The sequence below is a fragment of the Pseudolabrys sp. genome, from assembly GCF_035943735.1.
Lineage (GTDB): Bacteria > Pseudomonadota > Alphaproteobacteria > Rhizobiales > Xanthobacteraceae > Pseudolabrys.
Genome location: NZ_DASZBV010000008.1, coordinates 114,389 through 132,580 on the forward strand (window position 1 = coordinate 114,389; position 18,192 = coordinate 132,580).

An 18,192-nucleotide genomic window follows, 5' to 3' on the forward strand; every position below is an offset into this window, starting at 1 on the left:
GGTCGCCCTCTCCCTATGGGAGAGGTGAAGAGAACACCTCAAAAATCTTTCAGCCCCAGTACATCCATCATCGAGTAGAGGCCGGGCTTCTGCTTCGCCGCCCACAGCGCCGCGTGCAGCGCGCCGCGCGCGAAGATCATGCGGTCGGCGGCCCTGTGCGTCAGCTCGATGCGCTCGGCCGGGCCGGCGAACATCACCGTGTGGTCACCGACCACGGTGCCACCGCGCAGCGTGGCGAAGCCGATGTCCCCCGGCTTGCGCGCGCCGGTATGGCCGACGCGGCTCATCACTTCATGTGTCTTTAGGTCGATGCCACGGCCTTGCGCCGCCGCCTGCCCGAGCAGCAGCGCCGTGCCCGAGGGCGCGTCGATCTTCTGGTTGTGGTGCATCTCCAGCACCTCGATGTCGAAGGACGGGTCGAGCGTCTTGGCCACGCGCTTGGTCAGCGCCGCCAGCAGATTGACGCCGAGGCTCATATTGCCGGATTTCACGATAATGGCGTTCTTGCTGGCTTCGCCGATCTTGGCGTCGTCCGCCGCCGAGCAGCCGGTGGTGCCAACGACGTGCACTTTGCCGGCCTTGGCGGCGAGCGCCGCCAACGCCACGGTCGCCCCCGGCACGGTGAAGTCGATGATGCCGTCAGCCTTGTCGATGAGCGGCGCGGCGTCGGCGGTGAGCTTGACGCCGTTGGCGCCGATGCCGGCGAGCTCGCCCGCGTCCTTGCCAAGGAGCGGCGAGCCAGCGCCTTCGACCGCACCGGCGAGTACGAGACCCTTGGTCTCAGCGATGGCCTTCACCAGCGTGCGGCCCATGCGTCCGCCCGCCCCCGCCACGATCAGCCGCATGTCGGACATCGGTTCCTGCTCCGGAATTGACGTCAGGGGTATAGCGGGGCCGGCTCACGCTGGAAAGCGGCGCTGCGCCATCACGGCTGCGGGCCGTCGTAGCCCTCGATGATGACGATATCGGCCACCGAGTGCGGCTGCCGCACCTTGATGTTGGCTTGGTATTCCGGCGAATTGTAGCAGGCGAGCGCGGTGGCATAGTCCGGAAACTCGATGACCACGTTGCGCGAGCGCGCCGCGCCTTCCGGGTTCTCGAACTTACCACCGCGCACGACGAAGCGGCCGCCGAATTTCTTGAAGATGGTGTTGTTGGCGAGCGCGTAAGGCTTGTAGCCCTCGTCGTTGTGCACATCGACGCGCCCGATCCAGTAGCCCTTGGGCATCGATCTCCTCCTATTTGCCGGCTGCCAGCGCGATCTCGGCGACAATCGCCTCGGCTGCCGCCTTCGGATCGTGCGCATCGACGATCGGGCGGCCAACGACGAGATAGTCGGCGCCCGCCTCGATGGCGCGCGCCGGCGTCATGATGCGCTTCTGATCGCCCACCGCGCTGCCCGCCGGCCTGATGCCCGGCGTCACCAGCGCCATGCCGGGCCCGGCGATGTCGCGCAGTTTCGTGACCTCTTCGGCCGAACAGACAAGGCCGTCGACACCGATGTCGCGCGCCTGCGCTGCACGCGCCGCGGCGAGCTCACCGACGGTCATGTCGTAGCCGGCGGCGGCGAGATCGGTGTCGTCATAGGAGGTGAGCACGGTGACGGCGAGAATGCGCAAGGTCGATCCGCGCTTGCCCTCCACCGCCGCCTTCATCGTCTGCGGATAGGCATGCACCGTGAGGAACGTGGCGCCCAGCCGGGCGACGCTCTCGACGCCCTTCTGCACGGTGTTGCCGATGTCGTGCAATTTGAAATCGAGAAAAATCTGTTTGCCGTCGGCGATCAACCGGCTGGCGAACGAGAGCCCGCCGGCGAAGCCGAGCTGGTAGCCGATCTTGTAGAACCACACGGCGTCGCCGAGACGCGCGACCATTTTCTCCGCATCGGCAACGCTCGGCAGGTCGAGCGCCACGATCAGCCGTTCACGCGCATCCAATGTCACGCCAGGCTTCCTCTCTTCTCGTCGTTCCGGGGCGCGGCCACAGGTCGAGAACCCGGACTCCAGACACGTCCGTATGCATCGCTGGATTCCGGATCTGGCGCTTCACGCCATCCCGGAATGACCTATCACATCATCAGCCGCGCCATCTCGATGAGACGCGCGAGTTCGGCCCGCAACAGATTGGCGAGTCCGGTCTCCAGGAGATTGTCCATGTCGTCGAAGGCGCGTTCTGCGTCGGGAATCGCCACCTGCTCCGGCACCACCAGCGCGCCGCAGCCGAGCTCGAGGATTTGCCGCAGCGCCATCAGCGAGCGTAGGCCACCCGTCCTCCCGGGCGAAGCGGAGGCGATGGCGAAAACGCGGTTCTTGAAGGCAGCGTAGGTCGGATCGCCCCTCTCGCGCACGCGCGACACCCAGTCGATCGCGTTCTTCAGGAGCGGCGTAACCGATGCGGAGTATTCCGGGCTGGCGATGAAGATGCCGTGATGCGACGCGATCATGTGCTTCAGCTTGACCGCATTCTCCGGCTGGCCGGCGCGCGCGTCGAGATCGGCGTCGTAGAGCGGCAGCGGATAGTCGGCGAGCGAGATGCGCGTGACGTCGGCGTCGAGCAGCGTCAATTCCTTGGTGGCCAGCGCCGCGAGGCGCACGTTGTGCGAACCGGAGCGCAACGAGCCGGGCAGGACCAGGATCTTCGGCGAGGCCATCGGACGCGTCTCGTTGCCGTCACGGCCAAGCGTTGCCCGGCCATCCATGTCTTGAAATCGGAGGATACCCTAAAGACGTTGATGCCCCGGCGTAAGGTCGTTTACGCCCGTCTGCGACGGGCTATGCCCGCGCATGACGAATTCGGCGCACGGCGCGTGTTGTCATCGCCTGCGATAGACCCAGATGCGCGCCGGCGGAATGTTAAGCCAGACGAGGCTCGACGGCTCGGCGGAGACGCCGGCCAGCGTCTTGGGGATCGGCGGCACGACGCCGTAGGTGAATTGCACCAACGGTGCGCCGGGCTTCATGACCGCCACCGCGTCGGCGAGGAGGCGCAACCGCGTGCGCAAAGGCTTGGTCAATAACGGCAGGCCGGACACGATCGCCGCCGCCGGCTCCTTGAGCGTGGTCTCGAGCAGGCGACGCAGCCGATAGGCGTCGCCCTGGATTACGGTCGCGGTCGGATAACGGGTGCGCAGCAGGCGGCAGAAGTCGGGATTGAATTCGACGAGCACGAGGCGCGAGGGATCGATGCCGCGCTCGACCAAGGCCGCCGTCACCGGACCGGTACCGGGCCCGAGCTCGATCACCGGGCCGGGGGCCTGCGGATCGACCGCACGCGCCATCGCGCGTGCCAGCGCCTTGGACGACGGCATCACCGCGCCGGTGCGCAGCGGCTTGTCGATCCATGAGCGGATGAACTGCAGCTCGTCGTCGAGACGAAGCGGTTTCTTGGCAACGCGGGCGATTGAAGGCGACGGCATCTTTACACGTTTACGCCTTTGCGGGCCTGACGCTGTCATCAGAGCGTCATGCGTAGAGGGGCCTGTGGGCGGGGTCAAGACGGCTACTCGGAATGGCTGCCCCGAGTCCCCAATCCATCAAGGAATTCCTTCACCCGACCGAAGAATCCGGCCGCCTCCGGCTGGTTTTCGTCGGACGAAAGCTTGGCAAATTCCACCAGCAATTCGCGCTGGCGCTTGTTCAGGTTCTGCGGCGTTTCCACCGAGACCTGAACGTACATATCGCCCGTTTGTTTCGACCGGAGCACCGGCATACCCTTGCTGCTCAAGCGAAAACGGCGGCCGGTCTGGGTCCCGGGCGGAACCTTGACTTTTGCCTTGCTGCCGTCGATTGCCGGCACCTCGAAATCGCCGCCCAGAGCCGCCGTGACCATCGAGATCGGCACCAGGCAGTGCAGGTCGGCACCGTCGCGCTGGAAGAACTCGTGCGGCGCAAGCGACAGGAAGATGTAGAGATCGCCCGGCGGCCCACCGCGCAGCCCCGCCTCGCCCTCGCCGGCCAGCCGGATGCGGGTGCCGTCCTCGACACCGGCCGGGATATTCACCGATAAAGTACGCTCACGGGTGACGCGCCCGGCGCCGCCGCAGGCCTTGCACGGGTCGTCGATGACCTGGCCGCGGCCCTGGCAGGTCGGGCACGTGCGCTCGAGCGTGAAGAAGCCCTGGGCGTGGCGGATCTTGCCCATACCGCCGCAGGTGGCGCAGGTCTTCGGCTTGGTGCCGGCCTTGGCGCCGGAGCCGGAGCAGGCCTCGCAGATCACCGAGGTCGGGATACGCACCTGCGCCGTCTTGCCCTCGAAGGCGTCCTCGAGCGTGATTTCCATGTTGTAGCGGAGATCGGAGCCACGCTCGCGGCCGGAGGAGCGGCCGCCACGGCCGCCCTGCATGCCGAAGATACCTTCGAAGATGTCGGCGAAGGCCGAGCCGAAGTCGGAGGAGAAGCCTTGCCCACCGCCCATGCCGCCCTGCTCGAAGGCGGCGTGGCCGAAGCGATCGTAGGCGGCGCGCTTGTCGCCGTCCTTCAGGACGTCATAAGCCTCGTTGAGTTCCTTGAACTTGTGCTCGCACTCGGTATCGCCGGGATTGCGGTCCGGATGATGCTGCATGGCGAGCTTGCGGAACGCCGTCTTGAGCTCGGCCTCCGTGCAGGTCCGCGAAACGCCCAGCACCTCGTAGTAGTCGCGTTTGGACACTGCTTGTCCCCGAATAGTAAAAACCTCGTCCCGAAGAAGCGCGTGACGCGACTTACAGGACGAGGCTTTTCATTTGACGGCCGTCAGGCCGATTTCTTCTTGTCGTCGTCGACCTCGGTGAATTCCGCGTCGACCACGTCTTCCTTGTTTTCAGCGGAGGCACCGGCGCCCGGCTGGGCGCCCGGTTGCGCGCCTTCCTGCTGCGCCTTGTACATCGCCTCGCCGAGCTTCATCGAGGCCTGCGCCAGCGCATTGGTCTTCTGCTGGATCGCGTCGGCGTCGTCGCCCTTCAAGGCTTCCTTCAGATCGGCCATGGCGTTCTCGATGGCGCCGCGATCCGCCTCACCGACCGCCGAGCCGTGCTCGGAGAGCGCCTTTTCTGTCGAGTGGACAAGCGCCTCGGCGTGGTTCTTCGCCTCGACGGCGGCCTTGCGCTTCTTGTCTTCCTCGGCGTGCGCTTCCGCATCCTTGACCATCTTCTCGATGTCGCCTTCCGACAGACCACCGGAGGCCTGGATGCGAATCTGCTGCTCCTTGCCGGTGGCCTTGTCCTTGGCCGACACGTTGACGATGCCGTTGGCGTCGATGTCGAAGGCGACCTCGATCTGCGGCACGCCGCGCGGCGCCGGCGGGATGCCGACGAGGTCGAACTGGCCGAGGATCTTGTTGTCCGCGGCCATCTCGCGCTCGCCCTGGAAGACGCGGATGGTCACCGCGTTCTGACTATCCTCGGCGGTCGAGAAGACCTGCGCCTTCTTGGTCGGGATCGTGGTGTTGCGGTCGATGATGCGCGTGAACACGCCGCCGAGCGTCTCGATGCCGAGCGACAGCGGGGTCACGTCGAGCAGGAGCACGTCCTTGACGTCGCCCTGCAGCACGCCGGCCTGGATGGCGGCGCCGATGGCGACGACCTCGTCCGGGTTGACGCCCTTGTGCGGCTCCTTGCCGAAGAACTGCTTCACGACCTCCTGGACCTTCGGCATGCGCGTCATGCCGCCGACCAGGACGACCTCCTGGATCTCGCTCGCCGACACGCCGGCGTCCTTGAGCGCCTTGCGGCACGGCTCGACGGTCTTCTGAATGAGATCGTCGACCAGCGCCTCGAGCTTGGCGCGCGTCAGCTTGATGGTCAGGTGCTTCGGACCGGAGGCGTCCGCCGTGATGAATGGCAGGTTGATCTCGGTCTGGGTCGTCGACGACAGTTCGATCTTCGCCTTCTCGGCGGCTTCCTTCAGCCGCTGCAGCGCCAGCTTGTCACGGCGCAGGTCGATGCCCTGCTCCTTCTGGAATTCGTCGGCGAGATAATTGACGAGACGCATGTCGAAGTCTTCGCCGCCCAGGAACGTGTCGCCGTTCGTGGACTTCACTTCGAACACGCCGTCGCCGATCTCGAGGACCGAAACGTCGAACGTGCCGCCGCCGAGGTCGTAGACCGCAATGAGGCCGTTCTTCTGCTTGTCGAGGCCGTAGGCGAGCGCGGCCGCCGTCGGCTCGTTGATGATGCGCAGCACTTCAAGGCCGGCGATCTTGCCGGCGTCCTTGGTGGCCTGGCGCTGGGCGTCGTTGAAATAGGCCGGGACGGTGATGACCGCCTGATCGACCTTCTGCCCGAGATAGGCTTCCGCGGTCTCCTTCATCTTCCCGAGCGTGAAGGCGGAAATCTGCGACGGGGAATAGGGCTTGCCGTCCGCCTCGACCCAGGCATCGCCGTTCGATGCCTTGGCGATCTTGTAAGGGACGAGCTTCTTGTCCTTCTCCACCATCGGGTCGTCGTAGCGCCGTCCGATGAGGCGCTTGACCGCGAAGATGGTTTTTTCCGGATTGGTGACTGCCTGACGTTTCGCCGGTTGGCCGACCAGACGCTCGCCATCGTCCGTGAAAGCAACGATCGACGGCGTCGTACGCATGCCTTCGGCGTTCTCGATGACCTTCGGCGTCTTGCCTTCCATGACGGCGACGCACGAATTCGTCGTGCCGAGGTCGATGCCGATGACCTTACCCATGGTTGTTCCTCTCAATTTGCGGCAGGCTGGTCGGGCCACTTGGCGCCCGAATGGGATGCCGGCGGCTCGTCCGCCAACGCCCCCCTCGATCCAGCCCCCTGGATTCGCGATTCACCGCAGATCGCGGCTCACTGGCTCATATAGGAGGGGCCTATGGGGCCGCAAGATGTGCCTATGTCCGTTCACTTTTTAGGCCGGGTCAGGCGAGTTGCGCCGGCCCGCGTCTGCCGCCAAAAAGCGGCGATCGGACCTTAACCAGTTCTTCCGCCCCTCGCGTCCATGCGACACTGACACCCAGCGCCGATGATCGGATTACCGATGACACGTATTCATGCCCTCTGGGCCTTCGTCCTCCTCTCACTGCTGCTCGGCGCGCCGGCCATGGCCCAACCGGTGTTTCCGCCCGGCCTCAGGATCGGGCTTGAGCCACCCCCGGGCATGGTGGCGAGCAAGCAGTTCACCGGCTTCGAGGACCCCGAGCGGAAGGCCGCCATTCTCGTCCTCGATCTGCCGGCGCCTGCCTACAACGAGGTCGAGGGCTCGCTGTTCGCCAAACAGGCCGGGGCGGAGAACGTCACCCGCCGCGCCTTCCCATTCAGCGACGGCATCGCACTGCTGGCGACGGCCGACGTGAAGGAGAACGGGGTGGCGGTGCACAAATGGTTTTTCGTGGCGACCACAGTCGCCGGGCCGGTGCCGAACCTGACCGCCTTCGTCACCGTCGAGGTGCCGGACAAAGCCCGCAGCGTCTACACCGATGCCGTCGTCGAAAAGGCGTTGAAGAGCATCACCTTCCGCCGGCCACCGGTCGAGGAGCAGCTGTCGCTGCTGCCCTACAAGGTTGGCGACCGCGGCGGCTTCCATGTGCGCCAAGTGCTGCCGAACGGCGTCGTCATCTTGAGCGAGAACCCGACCGGCAACCCGTTCGGCCAGGCCTATGTGGTCGTCAGCGTCTCGAACGGCGGCCCGAGCCAGCAGGGGGACCGGTCGCTGTTCGCGCAGGATCTCCTGCGTTCGGCGCCGGTGCGCGAACTCGCCATCACCTCAGGTGAGAGCATGCGCATCAACGGCTCACCCGGCAACGAGCTGAGGGCGACGGGCAAGGATGCGTCCAATGCCCCGATCACTTTGGTGCAATGGCTGCGCTTCGGGACCGGCGGCTTCATGCGCATCATCGGCGTCAGTCCGACGGCGGAATGGGACTCCATGTTCCCGCGCTTCCGTGCCGTACGCGACGGCATCGGCGGGAAATGACGTCCCTGCCGGCCGTCAGAATTTGATGGTGCTGCGGATGCCGGCGAGGAAGGCGTTGCCGAGCCGCTGGGTCGGATCGTTCGGATTCTGCCCGTCGTTCGGATGCACGATGTATTGCAGATCCGGCTGCACAGTCCACCACGGCGCGACCTGCAGTGCGTAGTTCAATTCGAACACCGCCTCGTAATCGCGCACGACGACCGCCGGCACCGTGTCCTGATCGACCGCCGCGATATCCTTGCTGATCTTGGCGTAGGCGACGCCGAAGGTGAGCGTGTCGTCGGGGCGACCGGGCAACGGGCCTTTCAGGCCGGCGCCGGCATCGACATAGTAGGACACCAAATTCCGGTCGGACGGAGCGAAGCCGCCGCGCAGGAAGAAATTGAGGCTCGACTCCTTGCCGCGCCAGACCATCTGGTCGGCGACGCCGTAGATGCCACTGTTGCCTTTGTGTGTGAGCGGGGTGGCGTTCGAATCGACGCCGAGCGAGACCTGCGTGCCGCTGGCGTCGAGCCCATAATGGAGGTCGTTGAAGTCGGCGGTCGCGTACCAGCCGCCGAGCTTGTAGACGCCCGGCAGACCGACGGCATCCTTGCCCTGATTGATCGCGTATTGCAGTTCGCCCATCCAGAGGGCGCCACCGCTGAAGCTGAACGTGGTGCCGTAGCGATTGCACTGCTGCGGCGTGTCCGTGCAACTGCCCCCCGCCGGATTGCCGGAGAACACCGCCGTCTGCACGGTCAGTGCGTCGGTCGGCTTCACCGCAAGCCGCACGCCCGGCGTGGCGAGCGGGAAGGCCGGCCCGCCGTTGAGCATGTTGGCGGCGACCACATCGGCCCAGCCGAAGGTGCCGTTTATCAGCCCGGACGCCGTCTGCGAATTCAGGAATTCGTCGTCGGCCGCAATTTGGCCGATGCGCAGCGAGACGCGGTCGTCAAAGGCATTCTGCTGGAACCAGGCCGTGAACAGCCGCGTAGTGGCGAGCGCGTCGATGTTGCTGGGATCGGAGATGCTGCCGGCGTTCTCGACCGCATCATGGCCGCCGTTGTGCAATTGATAGACCGTCACGTGCGTCGTCGCGCCGTCCCAGCCGACCAATTTCTGCAGGTCGGTATCGACGGAGAACTCGAAGCGGCCCTCATAGCTAGACCGGCGGCTCAGCCCGCCGCCGAGGACGCCGAAGGCCTCGTTGATGTAGGTTAGCGTCAGATCGACGCCCTTGTCCTTCAGTGCGGTGCGGGCGCCGCCCCAGTCGCCGGTGAGCGTGTCCTGCTCCCAGATCGACTTTGGCGCTTTCGGCGCGTCCGCCGCCCGCGCGCCCGTTAACGAGAGCGCCGCCATCGCGGTAATCGCGACACCACGTATCACGCCTGTTCGTCCCACTGGGCCAACCCGTCCACCGTCTTGTGCCATCTGATTCGTTCGTGCGCCACGCGACTTTCTCACGTTTTACCCCATAGATGTTATGTTATAACATTTCATGCATCATCTTACTTCGCAAGGGCGGCCAACCGCGCCAGCGCGGCGACATGCCGACCACGTACCTCTGGGTCGAACAGCGACCATGGTTCGGCGGCGGCCAGCGCCGTGGCTGCCGTGGCCACCTGCGCCCGGTAACCGGCGTAGGCCTCGCCCGCGGCCTGGAAGTCGTTGCGCGATGCCGCCATGTCGATCTGCCGGAGCGCCAACACCATGTCGCGCACCGCGGCACGCGCCCGGACGCGCTCCCGCAGACCGCCAGCGACGCTGGTATCCTTTGGCTCCGGAATCTGCTCGCCGAGCTCGCGCCACTCGTCGCCGACGGAATCGACGGTGATGGCGACGATGGCGGTATTGCGCTCGCGGATCGCGGTATCGAGCACGCTGACGAAAGTGGCGATTTCGGCAAGCTCGCTGTCGACCGTCTCGGGCGTCGTCGGTTGGGATGCGTCGCCGACGGCATCGAGATAGGCCACGAGATCGGCGCGTTCCGACGCCGTCAGGCCAAGTACAAAATGTCTATCGAAGTAGCCGACGACCTCCTCGTAGCTGCCGAAGCGGCCGTCGTGGAAATACGGCGCATTGAAGTCGGCGTTGATCAGCGTCTTGGTCTTGAACCAGCCGCCCGTACCGATGTCGTGCACCTGATGATCGACGAAGGCGCTCGATGGCGGGTGACAACTGGCACAGCTCATCGACGCCTCGTGCGGAAACGGCCGGTTGAAGATGCGCTCGCCGCGACGCGCCGCACCCGATGCCGCATCGGTCAGCCGGCCGTCGGAATTGAGCTTCGGATTGGGCAGGAAGCTGATGTCCTGCACATAGGCGACCAGCGCATCGAGCACCTCGCCGGACGGCTCGGGACCGGCGAATTCGTTGACGATGACGTTGCGCACGAAATCGCGCAGCGAGGCGAAGCGGCCGTCGTGCCCGTAGGGTGCAAGGAACTTGGCGCCGCGCAGGCTCGGCGGCGTTACCGGATCGAACAGATGGTTGTCCGCGTTCGGATTGAACAGCGCGCCTGTGGTGTCGAAGGTCCCAGGCCGCTTCGACAGGCCGGGGACGAAAAGCGCCGCATTGCCAGCGCCCTGCTGGTGGCAGGTGTTGCAGCTGATCCCCGCCTGTTTGGCTACGCCGCCGAAGATCGCCGGCGACGAGAACAGCATGTCGCCGAGCTTCTGCAGATAGGAGCGCTGGCCGCCGGCTAGCTCCGTGGCGAACAGCTCGGTCGGCTGGGCGCCGACGCTGTCGCCGAGATCCGTGCCGGGCGGCAGGACTCCTTCCTTGGTGGTGATCGGCGTCGCGAGGGCGGCGCCGGCGAAGAGCATCGCCGCGAGGCCGGCGGCGATGCTGTCGCGGAGGCGAGCAAGCGGGCGCATGACCCTACTCGCCGACCGTTGGCTTCTTGAGGTTGAGCTTCGCCGCCGCGCTCTGCAGCATGACAGCGAGCTCTTCGCCGTTGCGCTTCAACGCCGCCTGGTCGACCTTCTTGAGATCGTCGCCCTTTACCAGGCCCTCGACGTCCTCGATCTTGTCGTCGATCGCGGAGGCGAGCTTGTCGTCGTGCGCCTTGAGCGACTCCTCGAACACCAGCTTGTAGACGGCCTCGATACCCTCGACGTTCTCCTGCATGTCGACGATCGAGGTGCCGGCGTAAGGCGACTCGCCGCCTTTCGACTTGTTCTCGCCGACCTCGTAGGCGAGCTTGGTCGCGCCGTTGATGAGACCCTGCGGCGTGAACTTGAAGCCCGGCGCCTTGAGCTCCTTGTCGAAGGTGGCGAGATCGGCAACGAGCTTGTCGGTCGGCGCGGCGATGTCGGCGAGCTTGCCGGAAAACAGCGCCGCTTCGATGGCGTGATAGCCCTGCTTGGCATCGGGCCAGGCGTCTATCACCTCGTCGAGCTTGGAGAAGAATTCGCCGGTGATCGGCTCGGCCGCTTCCCAGCCCTTGCGCGACTTGATCCAGGCCGCCTGCGCCGCCTTGACGTCGCCGGCCCTGGCCGCCGCCTGCAGCTCCTTCGCGCCGGCAAGGGCGATGCCGATGTGCTCGACGGCGTAGGGCTTGTACGCGGCGGCGCCGTCGCTGAGTGGATCGGCCGCAGCCGCGTTCATCGTGAGCGCGGCGAAGGTCGCGATCAGCGCACCGCGTAAAAATTGAGAAAACGATTGCATGTTTTGTCTCCGTCGCATCGTTGATGGCGGCGGAGGATCCCCCGGACGCGCAGCCCGGGTCAAGGAAAAATCGTTGAAAATCAATAACTTAGAATTGGAGTAAAGAAGAACAGTCAGTTTCGATTTGGTCCAATGTGAGGATCGCGCCTAAGCCCCTGCGCGCTTTCGCGAACGCGCGGCGCACTTTCAAATGTCCAAAATGCCAACAGCCGCCCGCAAAGCGAGCGGCTGTGCATAACAGGTGCGAAAGAGCGTGTTCAGTTCGGCGGGTTGGCGCTCATCGGCTTCGGCGCCGCCTTGGCGACACCGACCAGCGCCGGGCGCAGCACGCGCTCGCCGATCATGTAGCCGGCCTGCACCACCTGCGCGACATGACCGGGGGACACGTCTGCGGCAGGCACCTCGTACATCGCCTGGTGCACGTTCGGATCGAACTTCTCGCCCTGCGGCGAGAACTTGCGCACGCCGTTCTTCTCCAGCGATTTGAGCAATTCGCGCTCGGTCAACTCGACGCCCTCGATCAGCGACTTGATCTTGCCGTCGGCCTGCTCGCGCAGCTCTGGGCCGATCACCTCCAGCGCGCGATGCATGTTGTCCGCGACCGCCAGCACGTCGCGGGCGAAGCTGGCGATGCCGTAAAGGCGCGCATCAGTGACCTCACGCTCGGTCCGCCGGCGCAGATTCTCCATCTCCGCCAAGGTGCGGAGCAGCTTGTCCTTGTACTCGGCGGCCTCGCGCTGCGCCGCCGCCACGGGATCGGCGGCCGGTGCCTCGGCCTGCGGGGCGTCGGTTTTGATCTCGGCGTTGTCGGCCTGAGCGGTCGAATCCGTCATCGTGCGCAATCCACCCTGAAATGTCGTCGGATCACCGGCATATCAGGCCTCGAGACCCAAAAATCAAGCGCCGGACAGGAGCCGGCTTACCACCCGGGCGGTGTAATCGACCATCGGCACGATGCGGGCATAGTTGAGCCGGGTCGGGCCGATGACGCCGATGACCCCCACCACGCGCCCTTTGCTGTCCCGATAGGGCGCCGCGATGGTGGAGGAGCCGGACAGCGAGAACAGCTTGTTTTCCGAGCCGATGAAGATACGGACGCCATCGGCGCGTTCGGCACGGCCCAGCAGGTCGATGACGCCGCGCTTGGTCTCCAGCGCGTCGAACAAGAGCCGTACCCGCTCCAGATCGTCGAGCGCGTGCAGGTCATCGAGCAGATTGGCGTGCCCGCGCACGATCAGCCTGCGCTCCTCGCTGTCCCCTCCCGACCAGCTTGCCAGGCCGTTGGCGATGATCTTCTGGGTGAGCTGGTCGAGTTCCGCCTGGCCCTCGGCGACAGAGTTCTCGATCTCGGAGCGCAGGTCGCCGATCGTCTTGCCGCGCAGGCGCGCGTTCAGGAAGTTGCCGGCCTCGACCAGCGACGAGGTCGGCAGGCCGGGCGGCACCGGCAGAACGCGGTTCTCGACTTGCCCGTCCTCCGCCACCATGACGACCAGCGCCCGCTCCGGCTCCAGCCGCACGAACTCGATGTGCTTGAGGCGCACGTTGTTCTTGGCGGTGAGCACGATGCCGGCCGAGCGCGTCAGCCCCGACAGCGCCTGCGACGCCTCGATCAGCACGTCCTCGACCGTCTTGCCGGAGCCGATGCCAGCGACCTGCGCCTCGATGGCGCGGCGGTCCTGCTCGGAGAGGTCGCCGACCTGCATCAGCGCGTCGACGAAGAAGCGCAGGCCCAGTTCCGTCGGCAGGCGGCCAGCCGAGGTGTGCGGCGCAAAGATGAGGCCGAGATGCTCAAGGTCCGACATCACGTTGCGCACGGAAGCCGGCGACAGGCTCATTGGCAGGATGCGCGCGAGATTGCGCGAGCCGACGGGCTCGCCGGTGGTCAGATAGCTCTCGACGATCGAGCGGAAGATCTCGCGAGAGCGCTCGTTGAGCGACGCGAGCGTGACCTGCGACGAGCCGATGGGCACATCATGAGACGCCAAGGCGGTAACTCCTCAAACCAGCCACAGAATTGACCATTCTAGCGGAGTTGTTCAAGACGTTGCTGGCCGGGCCGACCAGCCTCCAGGAGAATCCCCGTGAAGCATGCGCTCCTCCCGTCCCTCGCGGCAATCGTGTTGGCCGCCATGCTCCTTCCGGCAAGCGCCCATGACGAGCATTTCGCCGCCGGTGCCCCGGGCGATCCCAAGCTGCCGGCGCGCACGGTGACCGTCATCATGAGCGAGGGCGACGGCAGCATGAAGTTCACGCCCGACCGACTCGAGGTCAATAAAGGCGAGCAGGTCCGCTTTGTGCTGGAGAACAAGGGCGCGCTGCGGCACGAATTCCGACTGGCGACCGTCAAAGACAACGACGAGCACGCGGCGATGATGCGCGAGATGCCCGACATGGAGCATGACGAGGCGAACGCCGTCAGCCTCGTCCCCGGAAAGTCGACCGAGATGGTGTGGCGGTTCACGCAGCCCGGCACATTCGAGTTCGCCTGCCTCATTCCGGGCCATCGTGAAGCGGGGATGCACGGCACCGTCACCGTGAAATAGCCGCGGCCGCGCGGCCTTGCCGCCGCCGCCCATGGTCCGTAAAAGGCGCGGACTCGGCGGCCGGCGCCGGGCTCACAGGAACAGGAGCGCCTCATGCGGCCAAGCCGCCGACAAGTCGACGAATTGCGGCCGGTGTCGCTGGAACGCGGCGTCGTCAAATACGCCGAGGGGTCGTGTTTCGTGAAATTCGGCGACACTCACGTGCTGGTCACCGCCAGCCTCGAGGAACGTCTCCCGCCTTGGCTCAAGGGCCAGGGTCGCGGATGGGTCACCGCCGAATACGGCATGTTGCCCCGCGCCACCTCCGAGCGCACCCGCCGCGAGGCCTCTGCCGGGAAGCAAGGCGGTCGCACCGTCGAGATCCAGCGATTGATCGGGCGCTCCCTGCGGTCGGTCGTCGACCTCCAGGCCTTGGGCGAGCGTCAGATCACCATCGACTGCGACGTCATCCAGGCCGATGGCGGCACCCGCACCGCCTCAATCACCGGTGCCTGGGTGGCGCTCGCCGACTGCTTTTCCTGGATGAAGGCGCGCGACATGCTCAAGACCGACGTAATGCGCGATCATATCGCGGCGGTGTCGTGCGGCGTCTACAACAACGTCGCGGTGCTCGATCTCGACTACGCTGAGGATTCGGAAGCCGAGACCGACGCCAATTTCGTCATGAGCGGCAACGGCAATATTGTGGAAATCCAGGCCACCGCCGAAAAGACGCCGTTCAGCGAGGACCAGTTCCTTGCGCTCCTGGCGCTGGCGCGCAAAGGCATCGGCAAGCTCGTCGATCTGCAGAAGATGGCGGTGGGGTAGCTTTGCCCCGCCTCCTCACCGGTCCGATCGTCATCGCCACGCACAATCCCGGCAAGCTGCGCGAAATGCACGAATTGCTGGCGCCGTACGGTATCGACGCGCAGTCGGCCGGCGAGCTCGGTCTGCCCGAGCCGGAGGAGAGCGGCACCACCTTCGCCGCCAATGCGCGCATCAAGGCCGAGGCGGCCGCCAAAGCGACTGGCAAGGTCGCGTTTGCTGACGATTCAGGTCTCGTCGTCGAGGCGCTCGGCGGCGAGCCCGGCATCCATTCGGCGCGCTGGGCGGGACCCGACAAGGATTTCCGCGGCGCCATGAACCACATCCAGACGCTGCTGATCGAACGCGGTGCACGCACGCCGGAACAGCGTCGCGCGCATTTTATCGCCGCGCTGTGCCTCGCCTGGCCGGATGGGCATATCGAGGCATTCGAAGGCCGCGTCGACGGTGTCGCGGTATGGCCGCCGCGCGGGTTCCTCGGCTTCGGCTACGATCCGCTGTTCCAGCCCGACGGCTTCGACCGCACCTTCGGCGAGATGACCGCCGAGGAAAAACACGGCCTGCCGCCGCAGGGGCAGGGCCTCTCGCACCGCGCCCGCGCCTTCATCAAGCTCGCCGCGGCCTGCTTGCGAAAGCCATAATTGATTACAATTTTAAGTACTTATCCGCCGCGAAAACCTTTGCGTGCTTTTCCCGCGGGGGCTCAAGGCCTAAGATGGTTAATATGAATTCACCGATTCCCGCGCCCTTTGCCGTTTACGTGCACTGGCCCTTCTGCCTGTCGAAGTGCCCGTATTGCGACTTCAACAGCCACGTGCGGCACGGCGGCTACGATGAGTCGCGCTATGTGCGCGCCATCGAGACCGAGCTCGCGAGCACCGCGCGGCGCGTGCCGGGACGCACGGTGTCCAGCATCTTCTTCGGCGGCGGCACGCCGTCGCTGATGCAGCCGCAATCGGTGCAGGCGATCCTCGACGCAATTGCAAAACATTGGAGCGTGGCGCCCGACGCCGAGGTGACGCTCGAGGCCAATCCGACCAGTGTCGAGGCGACGCGTTTCCGTGGCTATCGCACCGCCGGCGTCAACCGCGTGTCGCTGGGCGTGCAGGCGCTCGACGATGCTTCACTTAAAGAGCTTGGCCGGTTGCACACGGCGCAAGAGGCGCTCGATGCGGTTGCCGTCGCGCGCTCGATCTTCGAGCGCTACTCGTTCGATCTGATCTATGCGCGGCCGCGGCAGACGCTCGCGGCCTGGGAAGCCGAGCTCAAACGCGCCATCGCCGAGGCGGCAGAGCATCTCTCGCTCTATCAATTGACGATCGAGCCGGGCACGCCGTTTTACGGCCTGCACAAGGCCGGCAAGCTGATCACGCCGGACGACGATCTCGGCCGCGACCTCTACGATCTCACCCAGCAGGTCTGCGCCGACGCCGGCCTGCCGGCCTACGAGATTTCAAATCACGCGCGCGACGGTGCCGAGTGCCGGCACAACCTCGTCTACTGGCGCGGCCATGATTACGCCGGGGTCGGCCCCGGCGCGCACGGCCGCCTGACCATCGACGGCCGCCGTTGCGCCACCGAGACCGAGAAGCGTCCGGAGAGCTGGATCATGCGCGTCGAGGCGAAGGGCCACGGTCTCATCGTCGACGAGGCGCTGACGCCAGGCGAGACCGCCGACGAATACCTGCTGATGGGGCTGCGCCTTGTCGAAGGCATCGAGCCGTCGCGCTACACCGCGATCGCCGGCCGCACGCTCGATCCGGCGCGTGTGTCGATCCTGCGCGACGAAGGCGCGGTCGAGACCACCGCCGACGGCCGCCTGCGCGTGACGCCATCGGGCTTCCCGGTGCTCGACGCGGTGGTGGCGGATCTGGCGGCGTAGCCCGTTGTCCTGAGGAGCCCGCGCGAACGCGCTGGCCTCGAAGGACCTCGACCCAAAACTCGCCTTTGTTGCGATTCAGAGCCCCCTCGGGGCTCGCATGCTGATGCATGCGAGCCCCTCAGGGTGACGCGTCAGGTGCCGGACCCGAATGACTTCGGCGGTGGGCTGATCACGCGCGGCGCGCCCGGGGCGATCTGCAGCACGGCGAGGCCGCGCTCGTTGGTGCCATCGTTGCGGAAGCGGAAGACGCCGTCGATGCCGGCGAAGCCCGACGAATTCGTCAGCACCTGCTCGGTGAAGCGCTGCGTGCCTTGCGTCTTCACCAGCGCCGCCACCAGCGCCACCGCATCGTAGCTCAAGGTCGCCGTGCGCACGGGGTCCTGGCCGTAGCGCGCGCGATAGCGCGTGGCGAAGCTGCGGAAGCCGGCAGAATCGGGGGCGGGATACCAGCCGCCGTCGGCGAGCTTGTCGCCGGCGAGCTGCGGATTGTCGGCCCACAGGCCGGTGCCGAGCAACTGGATGCGCTTGAGATTGACGCCGTCGGCCGCGAGCTGCTGCAGGATGTTCGGCACCATCGTGCCGTCATCAGGAACAAACAACGCGTCGGCATGGCTCGCCGACTGCGCCACGCGCTTGATCGCTTCCGCGGTGCGGCCGGGATCGACCGGATATTTCTCGAGCGCGACGATGCGACCGCCGCGACGCGGCACCTCCTGCCGGAAGGCGGCCTCGACCACGGTGCCGTAGGCATTGTCGGGCAGCAGCGCCGCGAACGAGCGCTTGCCGCGCGACACGGCGTAATCGACGATGCGTTTGACGTCGGTCTCGGGCAGGAAGCTCAGCAGATGCACACCCGGCGCCGCGACGCTGGAATCGGTCGAGAAGGCGATCACCGGAATGCCGCGCGATCGCGCGACCTGTCCGACCGCGGTGACCGACTGCGCGAACAGCGGGCCGACGATGATCTCGGCGCCGCCGGCGAGCGCCTGCTGCGCCGCCGCGGCGGCGCCCTGCGGCGTACCGCCGTCGTCGTTCACCAGAAGCTGGATGTTCGGCTGCTTGAATTCGGCGAGCGCCATCTCGGCAGCGTTCTTCATCGACTGCGCCGCCACGCCGGCATTGCCCGGCGCCGACAGCGGCAGGATGAGCCCGACGCGAATCTGGCCGGTGCCGATCGTGCCCGGCGCAGGCGGTGGCTCAACGGCCTGCGGCTGCGGCGCCGGCTGCGCTTCGCTGAACTGGTTGAGGCTGGTGCTGGAGCAGGCGGCGAGGGCGACAGCGGCGGCGGCGACCCCGAACGCGGTCAGCAGGCGGCGACGGCCGCGCGACCACAGTCCCGTCCCCGCACCAGTTCCCGCCATGGCGGCTCCCCGACCTCAATGAGGTCAAGTCCTAGCGACTCTTGCCG

The 18,192-nt window shown here is 66.1% G+C and carries 18 protein-coding genes; 5 read left to right on the forward strand and 13 right to left on the reverse strand.

All coding sequences use genetic code 11. From position 1 onward, the window contains the following. Positions 1-38: 38 nt before the first annotated feature. From dapB to dnaK, 7 genes are all read right to left on the reverse strand, one after another. Positions 39-854, reverse strand: a complete 816-nt coding sequence (gene dapB / locus VGV41_RS05180) for a 4-hydroxy-tetrahydrodipicolinate reductase (RefSeq protein ID WP_326862600.1) — start codon at positions 852-854, stop codon at positions 39-41. Between the two features lie 71 nt (positions 855-925). Next, positions 926-1,228 carry a DUF1330 domain-containing protein gene (locus VGV41_RS05185; protein ID WP_326862602.1) on the reverse strand — a complete coding sequence of 101 codons (303 nt, stop codon included), beginning with the start codon at positions 1,226-1,228 and terminating at the stop codon, positions 926-928. Between the two features lie 10 nt (positions 1,229-1,238). Then, the gene (pyrF, locus tag VGV41_RS05190) at positions 1,239-1,943 is read right to left on the reverse strand and encodes an orotidine-5'-phosphate decarboxylase (protein WP_326862604.1); all 705 of its coding nucleotides are present in this window, start codon (positions 1,941-1,943) and stop codon (positions 1,239-1,241) included. Positions 1,944-2,068: 125 nt separating this feature from the next. After that, positions 2,069-2,650, reverse strand: coding sequence for an NAD(P)H-dependent oxidoreductase (locus VGV41_RS05195; protein WP_326862605.1), 582 nt, complete (start codon positions 2,648-2,650; stop codon positions 2,069-2,071). A 162-nt stretch (positions 2,651-2,812) separates the two neighbouring features. Further along, a complete protein-coding gene (locus VGV41_RS05200) occupies positions 2,813-3,415 on the reverse strand; it encodes a class I SAM-dependent methyltransferase (protein WP_326862608.1) in 603 nt (200 codons plus the stop codon). Between the two features lie 83 nt (positions 3,416-3,498). Continuing rightward, positions 3,499-4,647, reverse strand: coding sequence for a molecular chaperone DnaJ (gene dnaJ, locus VGV41_RS05205; protein ID WP_326862609.1), 1,149 nt, complete (start codon positions 4,645-4,647; stop codon positions 3,499-3,501). Between the two features lie 83 nt (positions 4,648-4,730). Then, entirely contained in the window at positions 4,731-6,650 is a 1,920-nt protein-coding gene (gene dnaK / locus VGV41_RS05210) for a molecular chaperone DnaK (RefSeq protein ID WP_326862611.1), read from the reverse strand. Positions 6,651-6,968: 318 nt separating this feature from the next. On the opposite strand from dnaK, the gene VGV41_RS05215 reads away from it, so the two are divergent. Next, a complete protein-coding gene (locus tag VGV41_RS05215; protein ID WP_326862613.1) occupies positions 6,969-7,904 on the forward strand; it encodes a hypothetical protein in 936 nt (311 codons plus the stop codon). A gap of 15 nt (positions 7,905-7,919) precedes the next feature. Here VGV41_RS05215 and VGV41_RS05220 read toward each other — a convergent pair whose 3' ends face one another. The 5 genes from VGV41_RS05220 to hrcA all read right to left on the reverse strand — a co-directional run bounded on the left by VGV41_RS05220 (position 7,920) and on the right by hrcA (position 13,540). Beyond that, positions 7,920-9,272: a carbohydrate porin gene (locus VGV41_RS05220; RefSeq protein ID WP_326862615.1), complete on the reverse strand. Its 1,353-nt coding sequence runs from the start codon at positions 9,270-9,272 to the stop codon at positions 7,920-7,922. A gap of 122 nt (positions 9,273-9,394) precedes the next feature. After that, positions 9,395-10,762, reverse strand: a complete 1,368-nt coding sequence (locus tag VGV41_RS05225) for a cytochrome c peroxidase (protein ID WP_326862617.1) — start codon at positions 10,760-10,762, stop codon at positions 9,395-9,397. Positions 10,763-10,766: 4 nt separating this feature from the next. Beyond that, complete coding sequence (locus VGV41_RS05230) at positions 10,767-11,555, reverse strand: EfeM/EfeO family lipoprotein (RefSeq protein ID WP_326862618.1); 789 nt, start codon at positions 11,553-11,555, stop codon at positions 10,767-10,769. A gap of 257 nt (positions 11,556-11,812) precedes the next feature. After that, positions 11,813-12,388 (reverse strand): nucleotide exchange factor GrpE, encoded by a 576-nt coding sequence (gene grpE / locus VGV41_RS05235; protein WP_326862619.1) that lies wholly within the window; start codon positions 12,386-12,388, stop codon positions 11,813-11,815. 63 nt (positions 12,389-12,451) lie between these two features. After that, positions 12,452-13,540 (reverse strand): heat-inducible transcriptional repressor HrcA, encoded by a 1,089-nt coding sequence (hrcA, locus tag VGV41_RS05240; RefSeq protein WP_326862621.1) that lies wholly within the window; start codon positions 13,538-13,540, stop codon positions 12,452-12,454. Between the two features lie 144 nt (positions 13,541-13,684). On the opposite strand from hrcA, the gene VGV41_RS05245 reads away from it, so the two are divergent. The 4 genes from VGV41_RS05245 to hemW all read left to right on the forward strand — a co-directional run bounded on the left by VGV41_RS05245 (position 13,685) and on the right by hemW (position 16,784). Beyond that, positions 13,685-14,098, forward strand: a complete 414-nt coding sequence (locus VGV41_RS05245) for a cupredoxin family protein (RefSeq protein ID WP_326862750.1) — start codon at positions 13,685-13,687, stop codon at positions 14,096-14,098. Positions 14,099-14,191: 93 nt separating this feature from the next. After that, positions 14,192-14,905, forward strand: a complete 714-nt coding sequence (gene rph / locus VGV41_RS05250; RefSeq protein ID WP_326862623.1) for a ribonuclease PH — start codon at positions 14,192-14,194, stop codon at positions 14,903-14,905. A gap of 2 nt (positions 14,906-14,907) precedes the next feature. Then, on the forward strand, positions 14,908-15,543 hold the full coding sequence (gene rdgB / locus VGV41_RS05255; protein ID WP_326862625.1) for an RdgB/HAM1 family non-canonical purine NTP pyrophosphatase: 636 nt from the start codon (positions 14,908-14,910) through the stop codon (positions 15,541-15,543). Positions 15,544-15,626: 83 nt separating this feature from the next. Continuing rightward, entirely contained in the window at positions 15,627-16,784 is a 1,158-nt protein-coding gene (gene hemW, locus VGV41_RS05260) for a radical SAM family heme chaperone HemW (RefSeq protein ID WP_326862626.1), read from the forward strand. Positions 16,785-16,915: 131 nt separating this feature from the next. Here hemW and VGV41_RS05265 read toward each other — a convergent pair whose 3' ends face one another. Continuing rightward, entirely contained in the window at positions 16,916-18,145 is a 1,230-nt protein-coding gene (locus VGV41_RS05265) for a penicillin-binding protein activator (protein ID WP_326862629.1), read from the reverse strand. Between the last annotated feature and the right edge of the window lie 47 nt (positions 18,146-18,192).

Excerpts from the sequence above, each read along its gene's own strand:
- dapB (WP_326862600.1), bottom strand. The coding sequence starts at position 854 with ATGTCCGACATGCGGCTGATCGTGGCGGGGGCGGGCGGACGCATGGGC.
- VGV41_RS05185 (WP_326862602.1), bottom strand. The coding sequence starts at position 1,228 with ATGCCCAAGGGCTACTGGATCGGGCGCGTCGATGTGCACAACGACGAG.
- VGV41_RS05195 (WP_326862605.1), bottom strand. The coding sequence starts at position 2,650 with ATGGCCTCGCCGAAGATCCTGGTCCTGCCCGGCTCGTTGCGCTCCGGT.
- VGV41_RS05200 (WP_326862608.1), bottom strand. The coding sequence starts at position 3,415 with ATGCCGTCGCCTTCAATCGCCCGCGTTGCCAAGAAACCGCTTCGTCTC.
- dnaK (WP_326862611.1), bottom strand. The coding sequence starts at position 6,650 with ATGGGTAAGGTCATCGGCATCGACCTCGGCACGACGAATTCGTGCGTC.
- VGV41_RS05215 (WP_326862613.1), top strand. The coding sequence starts at position 6,969 with ATGACACGTATTCATGCCCTCTGGGCCTTCGTCCTCCTCTCACTGCTG.
- VGV41_RS05225 (WP_326862617.1), bottom strand. The coding sequence starts at position 10,762 with ATGCGCCCGCTTGCTCGCCTCCGCGACAGCATCGCCGCCGGCCTCGCG.
- VGV41_RS05230 (WP_326862618.1), bottom strand. The coding sequence starts at position 11,555 with ATGCAATCGTTTTCTCAATTTTTACGCGGTGCGCTGATCGCGACCTTC.
- grpE (WP_326862619.1), bottom strand. The coding sequence starts at position 12,388 with ATGACGGATTCGACCGCTCAGGCCGACAACGCCGAGATCAAAACCGAC.
- VGV41_RS05245 (WP_326862750.1), top strand. The coding sequence starts at position 13,685 with ATGCTCCTTCCGGCAAGCGCCCATGACGAGCATTTCGCCGCCGGTGCC.
- rph (WP_326862623.1), top strand. The coding sequence starts at position 14,192 with ATGCGGCCAAGCCGCCGACAAGTCGACGAATTGCGGCCGGTGTCGCTG.
- hemW (WP_326862626.1), top strand. The coding sequence starts at position 15,627 with ATGAATTCACCGATTCCCGCGCCCTTTGCCGTTTACGTGCACTGGCCC.
- VGV41_RS05265 (WP_326862629.1), bottom strand. The coding sequence starts at position 18,145 with ATGGCGGGAACTGGTGCGGGGACGGGACTGTGGTCGCGCGGCCGTCGC.